This is a genomic window from Staphylococcus kloosii, from assembly GCF_032139365.1.
Lineage (GTDB): Bacteria > Bacillota > Bacilli > Staphylococcales > Staphylococcaceae > Staphylococcus > Staphylococcus kloosii_A.
In genome coordinates this window covers 84,199-105,269 of the sequence record NZ_JAVTDB010000044.1, presented here as the reverse complement: position 1 = coordinate 105,269, position 21,071 = coordinate 84,199, and the positions used below count along the sequence as shown (strand labels likewise).

The 21,071-nt window shown below is 31.5% G+C and carries 22 protein-coding genes and 1 other annotated feature; of the genes, 1 reads left to right on the top strand and 21 read right to left on the bottom strand.

What is annotated here, in order from left to right:
• Positions 1 to 14: 14 nt before the first annotated feature.
• The 16 genes from recJ to RPL90_RS05440 form a co-directional block, all read right to left on the bottom strand.
• Positions 15 to 2,291: a single-stranded-DNA-specific exonuclease RecJ gene (recJ, locus tag RPL90_RS05515; RefSeq protein WP_313546491.1), complete on the bottom strand. Its 2,277-nt coding sequence runs from the start codon at positions 2,289 to 2,291 to the stop codon at positions 15 to 17.
• 153 nt (positions 2,292 to 2,444) lie between these two features.
• Positions 2,445 to 4,721: a protein translocase subunit SecDF gene (gene secDF / locus RPL90_RS05510; protein WP_313546488.1), complete on the bottom strand. Its 2,277-nt coding sequence runs from the start codon at positions 4,719 to 4,721 to the stop codon at positions 2,445 to 2,447.
• A 223-nt stretch (positions 4,722 to 4,944) separates the two neighbouring features.
• Complete coding sequence (gene yajC / locus RPL90_RS05505; protein ID WP_048793508.1) at positions 4,945 to 5,205, bottom strand: preprotein translocase subunit YajC; 261 nt, start codon at positions 5,203 to 5,205, stop codon at positions 4,945 to 4,947.
• 15 nt (positions 5,206 to 5,220) lie between these two features.
• On the bottom strand, positions 5,221 to 6,360 hold the full coding sequence (tgt, locus tag RPL90_RS05500; protein ID WP_313546481.1) for a tRNA guanosine(34) transglycosylase Tgt: 1,140 nt from the start codon (positions 6,358 to 6,360) through the stop codon (positions 5,221 to 5,223).
• 22 nt (positions 6,361 to 6,382) lie between these two features.
• Positions 6,383 to 7,408 (bottom strand): tRNA preQ1(34) S-adenosylmethionine ribosyltransferase-isomerase QueA, encoded by a 1,026-nt coding sequence (gene queA / locus RPL90_RS05495; RefSeq protein ID WP_313546478.1) that lies wholly within the window; start codon positions 7,406 to 7,408, stop codon positions 6,383 to 6,385.
• Between the two features lie 5 nt (positions 7,409 to 7,413).
• The gene (gene ruvB, locus RPL90_RS05490) at positions 7,414 to 8,412 is read right to left on the bottom strand and encodes a Holliday junction branch migration DNA helicase RuvB (RefSeq protein ID WP_195716285.1); all 999 of its coding nucleotides are present in this window, start codon (positions 8,410 to 8,412) and stop codon (positions 7,414 to 7,416) included.
• A gap of 19 nt (positions 8,413 to 8,431) precedes the next feature.
• Complete coding sequence (gene ruvA, locus RPL90_RS05485; RefSeq protein WP_313546473.1) at positions 8,432 to 9,034, bottom strand: Holliday junction branch migration protein RuvA; 603 nt, start codon at positions 9,032 to 9,034, stop codon at positions 8,432 to 8,434.
• A 12-nt stretch (positions 9,035 to 9,046) separates the two neighbouring features.
• A complete protein-coding gene (locus tag RPL90_RS05480; RefSeq protein WP_313546470.1) occupies positions 9,047 to 9,502 on the bottom strand; it encodes an ACT domain-containing protein in 456 nt (151 codons plus the stop codon).
• Between the two features lie 13 nt (positions 9,503 to 9,515).
• Positions 9,516 to 10,808: a GTPase ObgE gene (gene obgE, locus RPL90_RS05475; protein ID WP_313546468.1), complete on the bottom strand. Its 1,293-nt coding sequence runs from the start codon at positions 10,806 to 10,808 to the stop codon at positions 9,516 to 9,518.
• Positions 10,809 to 10,931: 123 nt separating this feature from the next.
• Positions 10,932 to 11,216: a 50S ribosomal protein L27 gene (gene rpmA / locus RPL90_RS05470; protein WP_002510438.1), complete on the bottom strand. Its 285-nt coding sequence runs from the start codon at positions 11,214 to 11,216 to the stop codon at positions 10,932 to 10,934.
• Between the two features lie 11 nt (positions 11,217 to 11,227).
• Positions 11,228 to 11,548 carry a ribosomal-processing cysteine protease Prp gene (locus RPL90_RS05465; protein WP_048793501.1) on the bottom strand — a complete coding sequence of 107 codons (321 nt, stop codon included), beginning with the start codon at positions 11,546 to 11,548 and terminating at the stop codon, positions 11,228 to 11,230.
• A 2-nt stretch (positions 11,549 to 11,550) separates the two neighbouring features.
• Positions 11,551 to 11,859, bottom strand: a complete 309-nt coding sequence (gene rplU, locus RPL90_RS05460; protein ID WP_061854498.1) for a 50S ribosomal protein L21 — start codon at positions 11,857 to 11,859, stop codon at positions 11,551 to 11,553.
• Positions 11,860 to 11,871: 12 nt separating this feature from the next.
• Positions 11,872 to 11,945, bottom strand: a sequence feature (ribosomal protein L21 leader region).
• 29 nt (positions 11,946 to 11,974) lie between these two features.
• On the bottom strand, positions 11,975 to 12,499 hold the full coding sequence (mreD, locus tag RPL90_RS05455; RefSeq protein WP_313546456.1) for a rod shape-determining protein MreD: 525 nt from the start codon (positions 12,497 to 12,499) through the stop codon (positions 11,975 to 11,977).
• On the bottom strand, positions 12,499 to 13,341 hold the full coding sequence (gene mreC, locus RPL90_RS05450; RefSeq protein WP_313546453.1) for a rod shape-determining protein MreC: 843 nt from the start codon (positions 13,339 to 13,341) through the stop codon (positions 12,499 to 12,501). Before mreC ends, mreD begins: the two co-directional genes overlap by 1 nt.
• Positions 13,342 to 13,607: 266 nt before the next feature.
• Positions 13,608 to 13,763 carry a hypothetical protein gene (locus tag RPL90_RS05445; RefSeq protein WP_313546450.1) on the bottom strand — a complete coding sequence of 52 codons (156 nt, stop codon included), beginning with the start codon at positions 13,761 to 13,763 and terminating at the stop codon, positions 13,608 to 13,610.
• Positions 13,764 to 13,832: 69 nt separating this feature from the next.
• Positions 13,833 to 14,291, bottom strand: a complete 459-nt coding sequence (locus RPL90_RS05440) for a DUF4930 family protein (protein ID WP_313546447.1) — start codon at positions 14,289 to 14,291, stop codon at positions 13,833 to 13,835.
• 141 nt (positions 14,292 to 14,432) lie between these two features.
• Here RPL90_RS05440 and RPL90_RS05435 point away from each other — a divergent pair, with 141 nt between their 5' ends.
• On the top strand, positions 14,433 to 14,615 hold the full coding sequence (locus tag RPL90_RS05435) for a hypothetical protein (protein ID WP_080985256.1): 183 nt from the start codon (positions 14,433 to 14,435) through the stop codon (positions 14,613 to 14,615).
• A gap of 48 nt (positions 14,616 to 14,663) precedes the next feature.
• Here the strand turns inward: RPL90_RS05435 and RPL90_RS05430 are convergent, their stop codons facing one another.
• From RPL90_RS05430 to RPL90_RS05410, 5 genes are all read right to left on the bottom strand, one after another.
• Entirely contained in the window at positions 14,664 to 14,957 is a 294-nt protein-coding gene (locus tag RPL90_RS05430; protein WP_313546444.1) for a hypothetical protein, read from the bottom strand.
• A 685-nt stretch (positions 14,958 to 15,642) separates the two neighbouring features.
• A complete protein-coding gene (locus RPL90_RS05425; RefSeq protein WP_195708514.1) occupies positions 15,643 to 16,251 on the bottom strand; it encodes a hypothetical protein in 609 nt (202 codons plus the stop codon).
• A 2,005-nt stretch (positions 16,252 to 18,256) separates the two neighbouring features.
• Positions 18,257 to 18,934: a RadC family protein gene (gene radC / locus RPL90_RS05420; RefSeq protein WP_313546440.1), complete on the bottom strand. Its 678-nt coding sequence runs from the start codon at positions 18,932 to 18,934 to the stop codon at positions 18,257 to 18,259.
• 1 nt (position 18,935) lies between these two features.
• Positions 18,936 to 19,634: a prepilin peptidase gene (locus RPL90_RS05415; RefSeq protein WP_313546438.1), complete on the bottom strand. Its 699-nt coding sequence runs from the start codon at positions 19,632 to 19,634 to the stop codon at positions 18,936 to 18,938.
• Positions 19,635 to 19,800: 166 nt separating this feature from the next.
• Complete coding sequence (locus RPL90_RS05410; protein WP_313546436.1) at positions 19,801 to 21,063, bottom strand: bifunctional folylpolyglutamate synthase/dihydrofolate synthase; 1,263 nt, start codon at positions 21,061 to 21,063, stop codon at positions 19,801 to 19,803.
• Between the last annotated feature and the right edge of the window lie 8 nt (positions 21,064 to 21,071).

Here is a 21,071-nt window from a genome sequence, read left to right as displayed (position 1 = left end):
AAACTCCTCCTAATTTAATCAGTCAATTCGGTTGTTAACCATTGCTTTAATTGTTTAATATCTTGATATAATAAAACTTTTTCAACTTCTATTCTATTGAGCCGTGCTTGATAAAACTTACTAGCATCGATAGGTTGTTTTTCTGTTTGCTTATTAACTGTTATTGTACCATTGTTATCATTTATAAAGTTTAAATCTAAAAATACCTTTAACATAAACTTCAGCATTGTAGGTTTTACATTTAAGAAATCACATAAATGCATACCATCTTGTGCTAAATTTGTTTCGCCTTTATTAGCTAATGCCTTAAAACATTGCTTAAAACTCTCCATTTTAGGCATGCCTTCAAAATATATAGACTGTTGATGATTCAACATCAAATATATTTGAGAAGCTTGTATACTTTTTAAACTATGCTTAATATCTTCTATTGTTGATGGTAAATCTCTAAAGACATATTTTTCATAATTATGTTGTATGGCTTCCCCATAAAAATAATAATTATCTCCTAATTTTTCATTATGAGGATGAATAAGAAAAGCAGTAGCATTATCATTATTATCAATGTCAGCTAGCTTATTTTTACTACGATAATCTAATATCTGTAATTTATTACTTGCTAAGTCTTGAATCATAAATTGTGGCGATTTATGGCCATTCCACTCGTTAATTTGCAATGTACCAATAATATTAATGGGTTGTTCAGTATTTAATTGGTTACTTAAATGACCGTTTTGCCAATACAATGCTTGTAAATTACTATCTCCTAATGATAACTTTAAATGCTTTTTATCCTGTCCAATACCTTTAGACTGACGCACTATAACATCTGACAATTCGAAACATGGACTCTCAAAATCAGTACCAAAAGGTCTTAGTTTATGAATATCTTGAATGTTGTCAACACTAATATCTGCTTCATTAACTTTTACATCAACCTTTTTTGAAGGTTCTAATGAAGTTGTACTTACTAATTCTTCCATCCATAAATTTAAACCTTGTGCTAAATTTTGAATGTTTTCTATAGGCATCGTGACACCAGCAGCCATATGGTGGCCACCAAATTTGGAAATTAAATCAGAATGTGCAGTTAAAATTTCAAACATTGAAACTTGTTCAATACTACGAGCTGAACCTTTTGCATGATTTTGTGCCTCATCAATATTTAATATAAGTGTGGGTAAATTGTATGTTTCAACAATTTTGGACGCAACAATACCCAATACACCTTCGTGCCAATCCTCTTTAGCTAACAAAAGAAATTTGGCTTGTTGTTGTACTTGTTCATCTGCCATTGCTAAGGCTTCTTCAGTAATGCTAGCTACAATATCTTTACGTTCTTGGTTGAAAAACTCAACTTGTTCGGCTAAAAATGCAGCCTCTTCTTGATCATTAGTCATTAATAATTCGGCAGCTAAACCTGCATCTTCAAGTCTACCTACAGCATTCAGTCTAGGTCCAATAATAAACCCAATTGTTTCTTCATTAATCTCGTCAGTATAACTTGCTTGGTTTAATAATGCCTTTATCGATACTGGGCATTGATCATTTAGCACATCAAGGCCTTGTTTGACTAGCGACCGATTTTCGTCAGTTAGGGAAACTAAATCTGCGATTGTACCAATTGCGACTAATCCTAAAAATTGTTGTGGTGGTTGAGATAACAATGCTTGAGCTACTTTATAGGCTACGCCTGCGCCACATAAATATTGGAATGGATAATCAAATTCAGGATGCATTGGGTGTACAATTGCGTATGCATCTGGCATTGTTCTGCCTATTTCATGATGGTCCGTGATTATGACATCGACACCTAAGGATTGAACACTTTCCACTTCGCTGTGCCCTTGAATACCATTGTCTACAGTAATAATAAGTGAAATACCTTCATCGTAGGCGTTCTTAAATGCCATTTCATTTGGACCATATCCTTCTGAAAATCGGTTTGGTATATACCAACCTACATGCGCGCCTAATTGTCTCAAAGTCGATACTAGTATAGTTGTTGATGTAACACCATCTGCATCATAATCTCCATAAACAAGAATCTTTTCATTTTTATCGATTGCTAAATTAATTCGGTCAACTGCTTTTTTCATATCGCTTAGTAACCAAGGATCATGATTAATAACCTTATTATTAAATAGCGCTTCGACTTTATCACAATCGACGATATTTTTACTCTCCAAAATTTGTTTAACAATAGGAGTTAATTTTAATTTCTTAGCATTATCTGCTGAAATTTCATCTTCGGGTGTATTAAAATCCCAATTATACTTTGGTTTAATCATACGAGTCTCCCTCATTTCCACAAGTCATTATACAAAATATTCCATAAAATAAAAAGCGGTGTCCATTAATATGGCAATATTATTAATGCAAATTGGCAAAAAATTAAAAATACCACTGCGTATTGCTTACGCAGTGGTAAAAAGTCTTTTAAATTATACTAAGATTTTTTCATCGTTAGAACGTTTTTCTTTATAAACTACTAACTTATGATCATCTGATTTTTTAAGTTGTCGTTTCTTCATTATACCCCATAAAGGCACTGCAATAAATACAGAAGAGAATACACCTGTAATTAAACCAATTAACAGCGCTAATGAGAATGTGAAAATACTTGAAGCACCAAAGATTAATAATGCAATAACTACGACAACAACAGTTAATACTGTATTGATAGAACGCGTCATAGTTTGTCTGATTGATCTATTGACGATATCGTCAATTTGTTCTGACTTAGTAATAACTTTCACTTTATGCAAGTTTTCACGTACTCTGTCAAAAGTAACAATCGTATCATTAATTGAATAACCGATAATGGTTAATACGGCTGCAATAAATGTAATATCTACTTCTAGTCTGAATAAACTAAACACGGCTACAATCATGAATGCATCATGTAGCAATGCAAGCACTGCCGAAAGTCCCATACGCCATTCAAAACGGAAACTAATATAAATGATAATGCCAATTGCAGCATAAATTAATGCCATAATCGCATTTTTAGCCAATTCTTGACCAATGACTGGCGACACTGTATTTACAGTTGGGTCATGTCCAAACTTATCATGTATCGTGTCTTTAATTTTTGCGACTTGGTCTTTGTTTAAGTCTTTCTTAAATTGCACACTTACATTTTTACCATTTTGACCAATTGATATTTGATCTGGTGCAAAGTTTTTATCTTCAAGTGTTTGTGTTACTTTGTTTTGCGATACTTTGTTTTCAGCGTCAAAATCGACACGCGTACCACTTGTGAAATCAATACCTAAATTTAATTTAAAGATAAATAGTATGATTGCACCAATAATGATAATGATGACACTTAAAGATAATAATGGTTTAGCTAGTTTCATAAAGTCCCATTTTTCATAAGGTGTTTTTAAATCATGTACGTCTTTACCATCATTGATGTCATAAATATGTTTTTTATTAACACCAAACAGTCCATATGATTTTTTGAAGAAGTTTGATGAAATTAATAATGATAACAGCAATCTAGATAAAAATACTGCCGTAACAAAAATCATTAAAATACCTAACAATAGCATAGTTGCGAAACCTTTAACTGAACTTTCACCGAAGAAGAACAGTACTGCCGCTGCAATAACAGTTGTTAAGTTGGCATCGACAATGGTTAAGAATGAACTTTTATTAGCCTTTTTATATGCTTGTTTGAGCGTTCGACCAATTTTCAATTCGTCCTTAATCCGTTCATACATTATAATATTTGCATCCACGGCCATACCTACCCCAAGCACAAGTGCTGCTAGTCCAGGTAGCGTTAACACACCTGAAATTAAATTAAAGGCAAGTAGCGTTAAATAAATGTACGTTGTTAAAGCAATTACAGCTACAAGGCCAGGTAAACGATAGAAACCTAACATAAATAAATAGATAACTGCTACACCTAACATAGACGCAAAAATTGTTTTATCTAATGCATCTTGACCGAATTGAGCTCCTACAGAATTGGAATATATTTCTTTAAGATCAACTGGTAAAGAACCAGCGTTTAATAAGTCTGCAATTTGTTTTGCTTTTTGAACGCCTTTTTCACCGTTGAAACCACCTGAAATTTCTACGCTGTCTGAATTGATCGGTTTATCCACATTAGCCGCAGAAACATATTTAGGGTCTTTCTTAGTTTTTTCTTTGTGGTATGAATCGCCTTTTTCGTAATCTAACCACACAACCATAACATTTTCTTTTTTCTTAGAAATTTCTTCTGTTACTTTTTTGAATTTGTCACTATCTTTTAGTTTAAAAGTAACTGCAGGTTGGTTTGTATTTTGTTTAAATTCTTGTTTGGCTGTACCTTGTTTAAGGTCTTTACCAGTTAATTTAACTTTGTCATTTGCATCACGGATTGTTAAATTAGCTTGAGAGGATAACATTTTCCTCGCTTGCGATTGGTTTTTAACACCGGCAAGTTGTACACGAATACGGTTATTATCTTCGACTTGTATTTTAGGTTCGGAAACCCCAAGTTTATTGACACGATTCTCTAATGTTTTAGAGGTAGCTTTTACCGCATCTTTACCAACCTTATCGCCATGTTGTAATGGGTTAACTTGATAAAGAACTTCAAATCCACCTTGCAAGTCTAAACCTAAGTTAACGTTTTTAACTACGTTCTTATATGTGAGTCCCATACCCGCAAATAATAGAACCACAAGTAATATAAACGCAACTATTCTACTACTTTTTTTCACATGAACACCTCATTGTAAACTTATGATTTAAGGATACTTCAATTATTAATATTTGTGCAAGTCATTACGTAAACTACTATAACTTGTTTAAGCGACCTATATATCTTAACATATTACAACTCATACACAAACTAACTTTATTATGTACACTTAATTTCTTGTTTTATTACTTAAATATAAAAAAATTGGCAGGAATATACAATCCCTACCAATTTGCGTTTTATTAAGATGGATCTACCTGTTTAATTGCAGGTTTTTCAAGTGTAATTTCTGTACCATTACCATTTAAAGTAAGTACGACTGTTGTTTCATCAACACTTCTTACAGTACCTTTGATACCACCGATCGTTGTTACACGTTGACCTGAACGAATTTGTTGTACCATTTCACGATGCTCTTTCGCTTTCTTTTGTTGTGGTCTAATTAAAAAGAACCACATTAATGCTAATAATAAAATTGGTAAAATTAAAGATGTTAATTGCATTATTATATTTCTCCTTTAAAAGTTTTTAGGGTTATCTACATTAAGTCCGTATTGTTCAAAAAATGCTTCTTTAAAATCTAACAGACGGTCTTCACGAATTGCTTGTCTAATATTTTCCATTAATTTAAGCAGAAAATGCAAATTATGGTATGTAGTAAGACGTATTCCAAAAGTTTCCTCTGCTTTAATGAGATGTCTTAAATAAGCTCTAGAGTAGTTTTTACATGTATAACAATCGCAATTTGGGTCTAATGGACCAAAATCATCAGCATACTTAGCGTTTTTAATGATTACGCGTCCTTCAGAAGTCATGCACGTACCATTTCTAGCGATACGCGTTGGTAATACACAATCAAACATATCCATACCACGAATGCTACATTCTATTAAAGCATCTGGAGAACCAACTCCCATTAAATATCTTGGTTTATCCTTGGGCATATATTGCTCAGTATGTTCAACCATGTCATACATTACAGGTTTAGGTTCACCTACTGATAAACCACCAATAGCATAACCTGGAAAATCTAAAGCTACGAGTTCTTCAGCACTTTGCTGTCTCAAATCTTTATATTCTCCACCTTGAATGATACCAAATAACGCTTGATCCTCTTTACGATTATGCGCTTTCAAACATCTCTCTGCCCAACGTGTAGTACGTTCGATAGAGTCTTTAACGTATTTATATTCTGAAGGCATAGGTGGACATTCATCGAATGCCATCATAATGTCAGAACCTAAATCATTTTGAATTTGCATCGCTTTTTCTGGACTCAAAAATAATTTTGATCCATTAGTATGGTGTCTAAATTCTACGCCTTCTTCAGAAATTTTTCTCAAATTACTTAAACTAAATACTTGAAAACCACCTGAGTCAGTAAGTATCGGACCATCCCAATTCATGAATTGATGTAATCCCCCACTCTTACGAATAATATCATTTCCTGGTTGTAACCACAAATGATACGTGTTTCCTAAAATGATTTTAGCTTCCATTTGATGAAGTTCTTCAGGACTCATTGTCTTAACTGTAGCTTTTGTTCCAACCGGCATAAACATAGGCGTTTCGAACGAACCGTGTGGTGTATGTACAATTCCTAAACGCGCGCCAGATTGCTTACATGTTTTTATATGTTCATATGTAACTGCAGGCATGTTTGTTGCTCCTCTCAATTCCCTAAATAATTAGCATGGCATCGCCAAAACTGAAAAATCTATACTGTTCAGTTACTGCTTGGTTATAAGCATTTAAAATATTTTCTCTTGTACTAAATGCTGACACTAACATTACGAGCGTTGATTTCGGTAGGTGGAAATTTGTTATTAAACCATCCACACCTCTAAAATCAAATCCTGGATAGATAAATATATCTGTCCATCCACTTTCCGCTTCAAACTGACTATTGTTTTGACGAATAGTTTCTAATGTTCTAGTTGAGGTTGTACCTACAGAAATGATACGCCCGCCATTTTTTTTCGTAGCGTTTAATAAGTCAGCAGTTTCTTGTGTCATTTGGTAATACTCACTATGCATTTCATGATCGTTTATATTGTCTACACTTACTGGTCTAAATGTACCCAATCCTACGTGCAGAGTAATAAACGCTACATTCACGCCTTGTTGCTTTATTTGTGATAATAATTCATCTGTAAAATGAAGCCCGGCAGTAGGTGCTGCAGCTGAACCAATTTCTTTAGCATAAACAGTTTGGTAACGCTCTGGATCATCAAGACGTTCTTTTATATATGGTGGTAATGGCATTTCACCTAATTCATCTAGACGCTCCTGCAATATACCTTCAAAATGAAGACGCATAATACGTCCGCCTTGGTTTAACGTTTCAATACATTCTGCGATTATTTTGCCTTCACCAAAATTTAATTTATCTCCAATTTGAATTCTTTTTGCAGGCTTTAATAATACTTCCCAATCATTGCCTTCTAATTGAGTTAGCATTAACATTTCTACTTTAGCACCTGTTTCTTCTTTAAAACCAAATAAACGGGCTGGCATTACTCGCGTATCGTTTAGCACTAAAGTATCGCCTTGTTTAAAATAATCTATAATGTCTTTGAAATGGCGATGATCAATATCCCCGGAATTTTTACCTAATACTAATAAGCGACTTTGGTCTCTATCTTTCAATGGCGTTTGTGCTATCAATGCTTCAGGCAAATGATAATCAAAATCTTCAATATCCAATGTTACTACCTCTTTCCTTTATTTCTAAAGTGTTCGTGAGCATAAGGAGTTGCTTTACGTCCTCTGGGTGTTCGCTCGATAAAGCCTTTTTGAATAAGGAAAGGTTCGTATACATCTTCTATCGTTACGCGTTCTTCACCTATAGAAACTGCAATAGTGTCTAACCCGACTGGACCTCCATTATATTGATCTAAAATACATTGCATCATTTTATGGTCGATATAATCTAAGCCTTCTTCATCAACTTGTAAAAGCTTCAAAGCTTGTTTTGTAGTTTCAATAAATATATGCTCATCTTCATTAACTTGTTGGAAATCACGAACACGTTTTAATAATCTATTCGCAACACGTGGCGTACCACGGCTTCTTTTAGCTAATTCTATTGCACTATCTTCATCAATAGAAGTACCTAAAACTTCAGCTGTTCTAACGATAATTTCTTTAAGTTCTGTATCTTTATAATATTCTAAGCGTAATTGCACGCCAAAGCGATCTCTTAATGGAGCCGTTAAACTACCTGCTCTAGTCGTTGCTCCAACCAATGTGAAAGGTGGCAAATCAATTCTAATACTTCTAGCTTCATCGCCTTTTCCAATTACGATATCTAAAAAGAAATCTTCCATTGCTGAATATAAAACTTCTTCTACTACACTACTTAATCTGTGAATTTCATCAATAAATAATACATCACCCGGTTGTAACCCAGATAATATTGCTGCTAAATCTCCTGGTCTGTCAATTGACGGGCCAGAAATTGTTCTAATATTAACTTCCATTTCATTGGCGATAATATTAGACAAAGTTGTTTTTCCTAAACCTGGGGGTCCAAAAAGTAATACATGATCTAAAGGTTCTTCTCTTAATTTAGCCGCTTTAATAAATACTTCTAAATTATTTTTAATTGAAGATTGTCCAATATATTGACGTATTCTTTTTGGTCTTAACGATAATTCAAATGATGTTTCATCTTCATGTAATGATTGATCAACCATTCTGTCATCCACTTTTGTTCACCCCATTTTTTTACGAAACTAACAATTGCAAACCTCTTTTAACTGCTTCATCGACTGATTCACAAGTTTCTTTACTTAATGTTTTTTCCACTTTATTAAGTTCACGTTTAGAGTAGCCTAACGCTTCAAGTGCTAAAATGGCTTCTTTAACTATGCCATCGTTTGCATCGTTATCACTATCGTGCGTTAATAGGTTTTCGGCTTTCTCTTCAGTTACTTGTACTTTACCTTTTAAATCTAACACAATTTGACGCGCTGTTTTTTTACCAATGCCCGGAAATTTAGTTAAATAAGTATCATTTTCATTTTCAATCGCTTGGATCACTTCTGAAGGCGTACTTGTAGCTAAAATCGCAAGTGCAGATTTAGGTCCAATACCTGTTACTTTTATTAAGTTAAGGAACATATCTTTTTCTTCTTCATTAATAAAACCATATAACAGTTGTGCATCTTCCCTTACTATAAATGAAGTGAAAACCTTCACTTCTTGATCTAAGTATCGTTGAAAACGATACGAATTGGGTGTTTGAATTTCATAACCAATGCCCGCTGTTTCAACGACTAAATGCGTTGGAAATAATTGAGTTAAATTACCTTTTATATATGCGTACAAATTTACACTTCCTTATATTGTCATACTTATTAATTCTACTTTAGATACATGTTCAATCGTTTGTAATGACGCTACGACGTCATCAATCTCTAAGTCTGTTCCTTTGGCATCTAAAGAGACAGTTATTGTCGCTCTGTGATCCATAGGAATACTTTGATGAATTGTCAATACCGATAAACTTAATCTAGATAGGGTATTTAAAACTTCAGCTAACATACCCACGATATCATTAACATATAAGATTAATGTAAATTCTTTCGTAGTCTCCATCTTTTCGTCCACTGGAAAAATAGTATCTCTATATTTATAAAATGCACTTCTTGATAGATCATACTTTTTGACTGCTTCAAATATGGATAGCTTAGGATCACTTTTCAAAGCATCTTTAATTTTTATTGTTTTCACAACAGATTCTGGCAATACATCTTCTCTAATTAAATAAAACTTTTTATAATCTTTACTATCCATTTTTTGAGCACCCCTATTCTATAAATTCAAATTCCCCACCAAGAATTCTGACAATATCTCCATTTTCACAACCTCTATCTCGTAACGCATCATCAATACCCATTGAACGCATTTGTCTAGCAAATCTACGCACAGCAGGATCACTATTGAAGTCAGTCATCTTGAACATACGTTCAATTGATTTACCACGTACGACATAAGCGCCGTCATCATCTCTTGAGATAGTGAAATTATCTTGATTAGGCGTATGTTTATAAACAACACGGTTTATTCCTAGGTCTTCCTCTTCTTCGTTAAAGTCTATGTCTTTAACTTCTTCCAATTTATTAGCTATTAAGTAAAGTAATTTATCTATATTTTCACGCGTAAAAGTAGATAATGGAATAATATCAACTTCTTCATCTTTTAATGCATCTTTAAATAAAGCTAAATTATCTTCAGAATGAGGCATATCCATTTTATTCGCAACAACAATTTGTGGTCTATCTTCTAGTCGATGTTCATAAGCACTTAATTCTTTGTTGATAATTTGATAATCTTCTAATGGATCACGACCCTCAGAGCCACTCATATCAATCATATGCACTATAACTTTTGTACGTTCTACGTGACGTAAAAATTGGTGACCTAAGCCAACACCATCTGATGCTCCTTCAATTAAACCTGGTAAGTCAGCCATAACAAAACTTCTATTATCAGGTGTCGCTACCACACCAAGATTGGGTTTGATTGTCGTGAAATGATAAGCCCCAATTTTTGGTTTTGCTTTCGACACAATAGAAAGTAAAGTCGATTTACCCACACTTGGGAAACCTACTAATCCTACGTCGGCTAATAATTTTAATTCTAATGTTACTTCGATTTCTTCACCAGGTTCTCCGTTCTCACTAAAATCAGGTGCAGGGTTACGTGGAGATGCAAAGCGTGAATTACCTCTACCCCCACGACCACCTTTAGCTACAATGGCACGTTGACCATGTTCAACTAAATCTGCTAATACTTCACCCGTTTCAACACTTCTAACGATTGTGCCTGGTGGAACATGCAAGATTAAATTCTCCGCATTTTTACCATGCATGTTACTGCTTTGGCCACCTTCACCTCTTTTAGCTTTGAAATGGCTTTGGTATCTAAAGTCTAATAAAGTTCTTAATCCTTCATCTACTTCAAAAATAACAGAAGCACCATCGCCACCATCGCCACCGGCTGGACCTCCAAACGGTACATACTTTTCTCGTCTATATGCTGTAATCCCGTTACCACCATCACCAGCTTTTAGTGAAATTTTCACTTGATCGACAAACATATTTTCACCTCTTTTTCTATAATTTTACAATATCTACACCATTATATCATTAAGTCGTTTTATATAAAATAAAACAAAAAATAAACACCAGAAGTTAAAACTTCTGGTGTTAGTAAAGACAAATTACTCAGCAGCTGAATAAACAGATACTTGTTTTTTGTCGCGACCTTTACGTTCGAATTTAACAACGCCGTCGATTTTAGCGAATAATGTATCGTCACCACCGCGACCTACATTTTCACCAGGGTAAATTTTAGTACCACGTTGACGGAATAAAATAGAACCGCCAGTAACGTATTGACCGTCAGCGCGTTTAGCACCTAAACGTTTTGATTCAGAGTCACGTCCGTTTTTTGTAGAACTTACCCCTTTTTTCGATGCGAAGAACTGTAAGTTTAATTTTAACATTGAATTGCACCTCACTTGTAATTTAATCTAATATTCTCATGATATTCTTCTTCTATTGTTTGCAATGACACTAACATAGCTTGAAGAATTAATTGTGCCTGTTCATTATTTGTATCAACACTACGTATATGAAAATGACCACCGTCTTCTTCATAATCTATATCAGGTTTCTCAGATGTTAAACCCATAATAGCATTAACACTACCGAATAGCACGGCTGAAGCACCTGCACATACTATGTCATGACCATAGTCACCATGATCTGCATGGCCGTCCATAATTACGTCTGTTACTTGACCTTCGCTATTTAAAGCTACATCAACAGTAATCATAACTATGCGTTAATTTTATCGATTGTAAGTTTTGTGTAAGGTTGACGATGTCCTTTTTTACGTTTTGAGTCTTTACGACGTTTGTAAGTGAAGACTGTGATTTTTTTACCACGTCCGTGTTTACTTACTGTAGCGCTAACTGTAGCACCTTCAACTGTTGGCGCACCAACTTTAACTGAATCGCCACCTACAAATAATACTTTATCAAATGTGAATGCGTCACCTTCATTAACGTCTAATTTTTCAACGAAAATTTCTTGGCCTTCTTCTACTTTGATTTGTTTTCCACCTGTTTCAATAATAGCAAACATACTTTGCACCTCCTATATTATAAGTCACGCCAAAATCAGGTGACATCATTGTACTTATACCTGAATTCGAGCGGTTGTATGTAGCTTGAAACTACTCAACTACTGCATTTTAGCATTACCGATGATTAGTGTCAATCTTCAATTGTGTTTTTCTGAAAAATTTAGTTATTAATGGATATATAATAATTAATAATACTAAATTTAAAATTAATGTTGGAATTAAGCGTAATAAAATAAAATCAATAAACATGAAATGTATTAGGCCTAAAGCCGAATATATGATTGCTACATAAACTTCCATAACTACTGTGCTCAACAATATAATTAAAAAGAGCATTGAATCATCTCGGTAAAAGACTTTGAAAAAGAAATCCATAATGACGACTAATAAAATGTACCCAAACAAATACAGTCCATAAAAACTACCAAAATAAAGATCAGTTATTGCACCTAATACAATCGCTAATATAATCGAAACTCCAAAACTTCGATATACACAAGTGATTAATAAGTACATTAACGTTAAATGTGGAACAAATATAATGTCTTTGTTGCCAATATGCATTGGGATGACTAGGCCGATGACAGTATCAATATAAAATAATACAACGCCTATTAAAAAGTAGTAAAATACTTTCATTAATTAACACCACTTTCGTCATCAGGTAATGATTTAGCATCTCTTTTTGCTACATAAACATGATTTAAATCTGAAAGTGATGCTGCCGGTTTAACTTTAACTTCTTTAGACAAGCCGTATTTATCATTTTCAACTTTAGTCACTTCACCTATGTATAAATTACTTGGTAACTGATCAGCTAAGCCACTCGTAACAACCTTGTCGCCTTTTTTAACTTTATCTTTATTGTTAATATCAGAAATTACTAACTCTTGGTTTTTAGCATCATATTGATCTACTAGGCCAAATACATTGTTACCATCATGTTGAATATTTACAGATAAACGATTTGATCTGGTATTTGTTGATACTAAATCAACTTGTGAAGAGAATTGATTCACTTTTGAAATTCTACCTACTAACCCTTCAGACGTCATAACCGCCATATTAGTTTTTACCCCATTTTTTGAGCCTTTATTTATAACTAATGTATTCATCCATTGATCTGGATTTCTAGAAATAACAGTACTTGAGATGGGATCATACTTCGAAATGTCCTCGATATCTAATTCTTTTTTGTATTTTTTATTTTCCGTTTTCAAACGTTCATTTTCTGCCTGTAATTGCTTTTCTTTATTGGATGGCTTTTTATCTTTATTACTCATGAATAAATCATCAATAAAACCGGTAACGAATTGGACAGGATAACTCACTACTCTTTGACCAAATGAAACTGAATCTCCAACATACTGTTCAGCATGCGATTGAGATTGAGACCTTAATGATATTCCGATTAAGGATATGAATATGATTATTGCACATAAAATAACAACCAACTTGTTATTTTTAAAAAACTTCGACAAACTAAACACCTCAATTAGCACACTATAATTTTATAATCACTAATCATTTTATATTACTCATGATGCGAAATAAAGTGTTACTTTAATATTTACGAATACTTTCTTCAACCGACAAGAAGCAGATTAAAATTATCGGACCACGTTATTGAATAAAATGATTACTATTATTATAACAACATTCAAAAATAAAAGTGTAGTAAAGCAATTAAGGTTTATTAAAATTTTATAAAATAAAAAGAACTTGGTTATCCAAGTCCTTTTAATCACTAATCTTCTGTTTTCTTCTCAGTATTCGATTTATCGTTATCTTGTGAATCTTTTTCGTCTTCTTTATACAATGTTTCTTCTTTACGCCAACGTGCGAATAAGTTTTGTGCTTTAGCTTGTTCGTCAGCTTTTTTCTCTTTAGATTGTTCACTCATATTTAGACACCAACCTTTTTTCTTTTTACATTATAAAGGTAACGCATTTGTATTTTAAATTCAAACGCATTACTCATATGATTGTCGTGGTTTTAATTTGATGCGTTGTCCTAATTTAGCTAAATCCTGTTCCATTTCTATTTCAGTAGTATATACACGCATGGAATCTGAACCAAATTTATATATTACAAATTTATCTTGTCTTTGACCAGCAATATATTTATCATTATATCCCATACGTTCTAGTCCTGAGACTGACATAAATTCTTTTTTATCAACCCAATTGAAAACCTTTTTAATTTGACTGGGTGGCACATTATTTAATAAATCATTGCTTTCCAATGAGTACCGTTTGCCATTATTCATTTGTGGATCGACAGGGCTATCTTTAAATGTAGGCCTATTTTCATGCAGTGGGTTCCATTCTTGTTCTTTTAAGAATGGCGCATATTTTAAAGCACAAAAAACGATAGCTATAATAGCAACTACTGCTATAATATTTTTTATAACACCGAAAATAAACCTCATTTAATAACCTCCTTTTCAAATGAATTATAATTTATTATATTTGTATTTGTAATCAGACCGTAGGCTTATTTAAATCCTAACTTGGGACCGATGTTTATGTAGTTATATAAATGTAAAATATTACTAAAGGGAGTGAACAAGATGAGCATTCTATCAATCATACTAATAGCATTATTAGTCATCTTATTTTTTAAAGTTGGCTTATCCATATTACGTTTCCTAATCTCAGTTGGTATTATCATTCTATGTATTTATTTAGGATACCAAGGAGTATTATGGATTATGGACCATTTCCATCAATATTTCAATTTAATTCAATTTTAAACTATTAACAACGTTTCTAATTATAAATTATAGAAACGTTGTTTTTTATTACATATCCTTTTTCTTATTACTAAATGCACTATTTAACTTTTGATAAAACAAGCAACATCCACACAAAATAATGCCCCATATGATTCCTACAAAAATACTTGCTACAATATAATAAAATAAATGAATGGGTTTATTTACAACTACCATGACAATTGCTGCTAACAACATGCCAATCATAGCAATTACTATGGTGTTTATTGCGATTTTTTTATTAATAGTTGTATTTGATACGACTTTTACCATTAAGTATATAATTGGCGCTAATACACCTAATAAGATGACTAAACTCATGATGTAACCTCCTATATTAAATACCACATTATTATATAATAATTTTTCAAACGATTGAAGAAATTACAAAGTGTCAGTATAAAATCTATAAGTAAGTAAAAGGGAGCAGGACAAAAATCTTTTTTAGAAGAATTTGTAATCCCGCACTGGTAATGATATTTAGAGTTGAAAACAGCTTGATATAAGCGCATTTTCAATCCAATCATAAAGTCATATACTATCAATATAAAACAAGATAAGATTAACTTTGTAATGATTTTGAATCGTACTGACGCCTGAGGGAATCGTATGCGTGAGAGACTACAGACTCGAACCATACCCTAGGCAGGCATGCACGAACAAAATCGTGGATTATAAAAATAACACCTCGTTTTTACTGACTAAATCAGTAGAATGAGGTGTTATTTAACTTGAGTTAAAAATTATGTCCCATACTCTTAAATTTAACTATTTATAATTATTATTTTTTCTAATAGTACGCACTACAAAATCTATAACCACTAAAAATAAAACAACAATGGTAATGAACGCCATAGTATAGTTATTAGTTAAAATTAAGCTCACAATTGTGATTACTGCAACGATTATAAATAACAGCAGAAATAATGATTTATAATTTAACATTTAAAGTTTCCTTTTATCATATTTAAAGATAGTTACTCATTCAATAACTTGGAATGTCTTTTTATCGCGCAATTTGGTCGACATTTTCTATCCCAGTAATTTTATCATCTTTATTAGTAAATACTTTTACAGAAAAACTATTATTTGGATTGCCATCATATACCTTACCACTTTGATTGTAAGAGATCGTGGCTTGACCATGATAATTTTCGAATTCATGTATAGATACATTTTGAGGCACGACAAAGATACGCTCGACTTTATTATCTTTATTGTAATAAGTTGCGATACTACCATATTTGTGTGCTTTAACACTTGCGATAGGTACGACATGATTCGTGTGCCCTAATTTCTTTTCAACTTCTTTTTTAGTCATCCCTTTTGTAATGCCATGATAACCATTACGTTGATCGGCATGCATAAAATTATTACTGAATTCAGAAGTTAACACGTTGATTTTAGGTGCATCTTTAGGTTCACTATTACCTTTTTCCTTTTCACTGGTTGAATGTGAATGATTGATATTAAAATTTACATTATTTTTGATAAAACTATAAGTGCCAAAGAATAACGCAAAAACTAATGATAAAAATACAAGAATGATAATAACAATCACAATTATATTCCACTTTGACTTTTTAGCGTTATTGTTATGTTGATAATTTGCCATTTAATTCTTGTTCTCCCCTCGCAATTATAAATCAATTCACTCACTATATTAACTTATAATACGCTTTGATGCTATTGTATATTTTATAATTCAGCACCTCTATTATTTTAAGAATAGTAACTATTTTATGTTTATTAAATCTTGGCTATAATTTTTTTTACACTAAAATTCAATAAAACAATAAAAATAAAATGAGCAATTAACCAAACAATATGTGCGCCTATTTCATAATGAAAAAAATGACGACTTGATAATGAAATAAGTATAGGATAAAGCAAAATAAAGACGATCATTAAACTACACAAATATACGATTTTTAAATCTTGAAAGTTATGATATACATAACAAGTAATTAAAACGATGGTTAAAGTTATCAAGAAATGGATTAATAATTCTTCAAACATATTTACATATTCATAGTTTACTAAAAAATCTATATTTAATAGCAACGCTGCATTAGAAAAACCTATGATTAGATCTGTTATTACAAACAGGACATAAAGCAACGATGTAAGAATTAAACTGACTGCAAATGTAGCCAATATTAATTTCAAATAATTTTGCATGTATTATTCACTACCTCGTAATAATTTTAACGTCTAAACTTTATAATTTATTTACCCTATCATTATATAAATTACTCAGTTACACCTATTAGCACATTACTTATAAATCAAGTTCAATACATAACAAAGATAATGGTAATTGCATATAAAACATCGCAATCACCATTATCTTTATACGCTTTAACTTTATTTGCAAGGTCTGTTTGATCAGGTTCAAAATACCAAATGACATCAGATTCAATTAAGTTCTGGCCATTGATCTACATTTTTTTAATTGACTATGTGCTATCTTTGTAATCTGTATATTGTTTTTAAATCATTATATATGTCAATAATACTCAAGATTAAAAAGCAACAGATAATGCCTACGTCTATATATTTCAACGATGCCTTAAACTTCTTGAATATTTTCAACATGCTCATGCCTTTCTTAATTCATTTTGCTTTTTAAATCACACCACATTTTTATGCTTTCTACAAATATTTTTAGGTTACCCTAAAAATATTTGTTCATACCGATATACACCATATAATGTTATTAAAATAAAATGTTATAAGTTATAAACAAAATGAAAAATTGTAGAATTGTATTGTATATATAATACTTTTTAGCGAGAAAGTCATTTAAATATTTAAGTTATAGTAAATACTACTCTAATTATACATATTTAAATACCCTACCTAATAAAAATAGAATGCTTAATTATCTCTTAAACAATAAAATATATCGATAAATATTTGTCTGATATATCTCCAATAACTTATCAATAAAAGCAAAAAATTAATGAAAATCGTTTCTAACGTTATTATTAGAGTATAAAAATATATAGTTGAATTTACTTCATAGTCACTTAAACTAATTACAGAGGAAATTAAGACCATAAGTAAAGACAATATATTAAATAATTTTCCGAAAAAGTCTAACACTAGTTGAACCTTTTCTTTATTAAATGTAGTTTTAATAAAATTCAGACAACCAATTATAATTTTTATATTAATATAAACTGTTGTTAAGCTGCACAAGAAAAGTATTATATTGAATATACTTACTTCTAAAATCATATAAGTAATATTTGACAATAGTACAATTAAACTAAATGGTATAAACATTAAAAACAATAAAAAAATTAAGCACACATTTATATATTCATTTAATTTCAATGACCATTGTAGTGTGATAAAAATCATCACATTCATACAAGCAATAAATGAGTAAATCAAAACACTTAACTGAATATTTGGATTCGTAATTTTAAAGGTGTGCATAATAGTAAAAATAAATGCTGTTAATATAATTGAAATTATCGTAACTATAATAATATTCTTTTTTATCTCTTTTAAAGTATTAATTTTTATACTTCTCATATAACCCATCCTTTAATGAATAATTCTCTATAACATTAATAATATCATAGAGGTAAATCATAAAGATTGTAACCTTATTCAATATAACCACTCTCAACTAAGCTCAAATAGTTATTATGGCCAATAATAATATGGTCCAATAAACCTATCCCTATAATGTCACCACATTCAATTAAGCGCTCTGTTGTTTTAATATCTTCTGTTGATGGTGTCACATCTCCTGATGGATGATTATGCGCAACTATAATGGCATGACTTGACCATTTTATAGCTTCACAAAATATTTCACGTGGATGGATGATTGAAGAATTTAAAGTTCCTTTAAAAATTGTTTTTTGTTTAATGATAATGTTTTTAGAATTTAAAAATAAGGCTACGAAATGCTCTTGCGATAGATGTTGCATTTGCCCCATTAAATAGTTTGCTACATCGGCTGGCTTTTTAAATTTCACTTGTGATTCTATACTTCCTGAATGCATTCTAATACCGAGTTCAAATGCCGCTTTTAATACAATCGCTTTATATAATCCGATACCTTTGATTTCTTTCAAATCATATATAGACAATTGTTGTAAATGTTTTAAATGAGTTACTTTATTTAATAATTCATTAGCAATATCTAAACTTGAACTTCCCTTTCTGCCCGTATTCAGTAAAATAGCAATAAGTTCTGCATTTGATAAATATTTTTCTCCTCGTTCTAGTAATCTTTCTCTAGGTTTTTCAGAATTAGCTAAATCTTTCATATTCAATTCAACCACCACCCAAGTTCAAAAAAGGATAGAAAAGCGCAACCATATTAAATGCACAAAAGATAAATGGCACAAGTGGTAATTTTAATTTCAATGAACGTTTTAAAGCTATATAAAATATCGAAAAGCAACCACCTATTAAAAAGGTCAACCATAGTATTAAGAAAAAGATAGTAAATGGTAATATAAACGATAGTAATGCGAAGATTAAGATATCTCCATAACCGATACTATTTTTACAACAATAATAAAATAGATGTAAAAGCATTGTTATGAAAAATCCTTGAGGAAAATAAAAAGACCCTAAAATAAATGAAGTTATAATTACAACAATAGGAATATGTACAGGAATGGAATATGTCTTTATATCATATAGTGCTAAAACTAATAAACTAAAATATATTAGTAATAACATTGCACCGTTAACTGGTATTGTAGTAATGTTCAAAATAATAAGTGAACCAATAGATAATAACTCACCTATAATATAACTTTTACTGAGCTGACGATGACAACATAGTGATTTGCCTTGTGACCTTATAAAGTTAAATATTGGAATTAGTTGTAAGTAAGATATGGGCTTTTGACAAAAATCGCATTTTGAACGCGTTAATAAATATTTGAAAGCAAGGCCTTTTATATTAGTAATTTGATATAAAAAGCTAAATAAAATTGGACATAAAATAAGTTGAATTAACATTTATTACACCCCAATATAATTTCAAGTTGAGTAAGTATTCAAAATTATAGCACCATGGCAAATACATAAGAAGATAATTCTCACTAATTAAAATACGGGGATTAATTGCTCTAATAATATAAAAAACCCGTTTAATTAACGATTATTAATTAAACGGGTTGTACTATTAAAAATTCACTTTTGCTTTTACTTCGCTTATAAAATACAAACTACCAGTTATGATCAACGCCTGACCGTCATAATTTTCAATGAACGACGCATAATCATCAACAAGTTCTTTCTGACTAAAATCAATTTTCTCGCTAATATCTTCTTTAGTCATAGCTCTAGGAAAATCGAATTCAGTAATATATAGATGTTGAGTAATTGGCATTAGTTGTTCTAACATTTCGTTTACTGGTTTACCTTTTACAGCTGAAAATAGAATATCCACCTGTTCAAGATGATAATAATCTTTAATTGTCTCTATTAAAGCTTCAACACTTTCGTTATTATGTGCACCGTCAATGATCATTAATGGTTGATCTTTTACACGTTCAATACGCCCACTCCAACTTACACTTTCTATGCCATCAATCATTTTATTGAAGTCTAAATCGACACTACCTTCTTCATTGAGTTCGAGTAAGGCAGTAATTGCCAAGGCTGCATTTTCTTTTTGATGTTCACCTAACATATTTAACACTAATGTTTCTAATTCATAATTTTTGTAACGATACGTAAATTCATCACCTTCAGAGACTACAGTAATATCTCTATCTAATTCAATCGCTTTAGCGTCATTTACTTTCGCATTGTTACGAATCACTTTTAGTGCTTCATCATTTTTTACAGCATAAATTATAGGCGTATTTGATTTAACTATTGCCCCTTTATCTTTAGCAATGTCTACATAACTATCACCTAAAATGTCAGTATGATCTAAACCAATACTTGTTAATATTGTAAGAATAGGGTTAAAGACATTAGTTGAATCATTTTTCACGCCTAAGCCCGCTTCAACAATTACAAAATCAACAGGATTTAATTCTCCAAAATAAACAAACATCATTGTCGTGATAATTTCAAATTCAGTAGCAGTACCTAAATCAGTTTCCGCTTCTAAAGCTTCACTTACTGGTTTGACGATTTCAACTAAATTCACAAGTTCATCATCACTAATTGGTTGACCGTTTAAACTAATGCGTTCGTTAAACGTTTCAATAAATGGAGAAGTGAAAGTACCAACTTGATAGTCATTATTTACTAAAGCCGAGCGAATATATGCAACTGTAGATCCTTTACCATTTGTGCCACCTACGTGAATGCCATTAATTTTTAATTGTGGATTGTTTAATTTGGCTAACATCCATTGCATTCGTCTAACGCCTGGTTTGATTCCAAATTTATTACGCTCATGTATCCAATATAAGCTGTCTAGGTAATTCATGTTAAAGG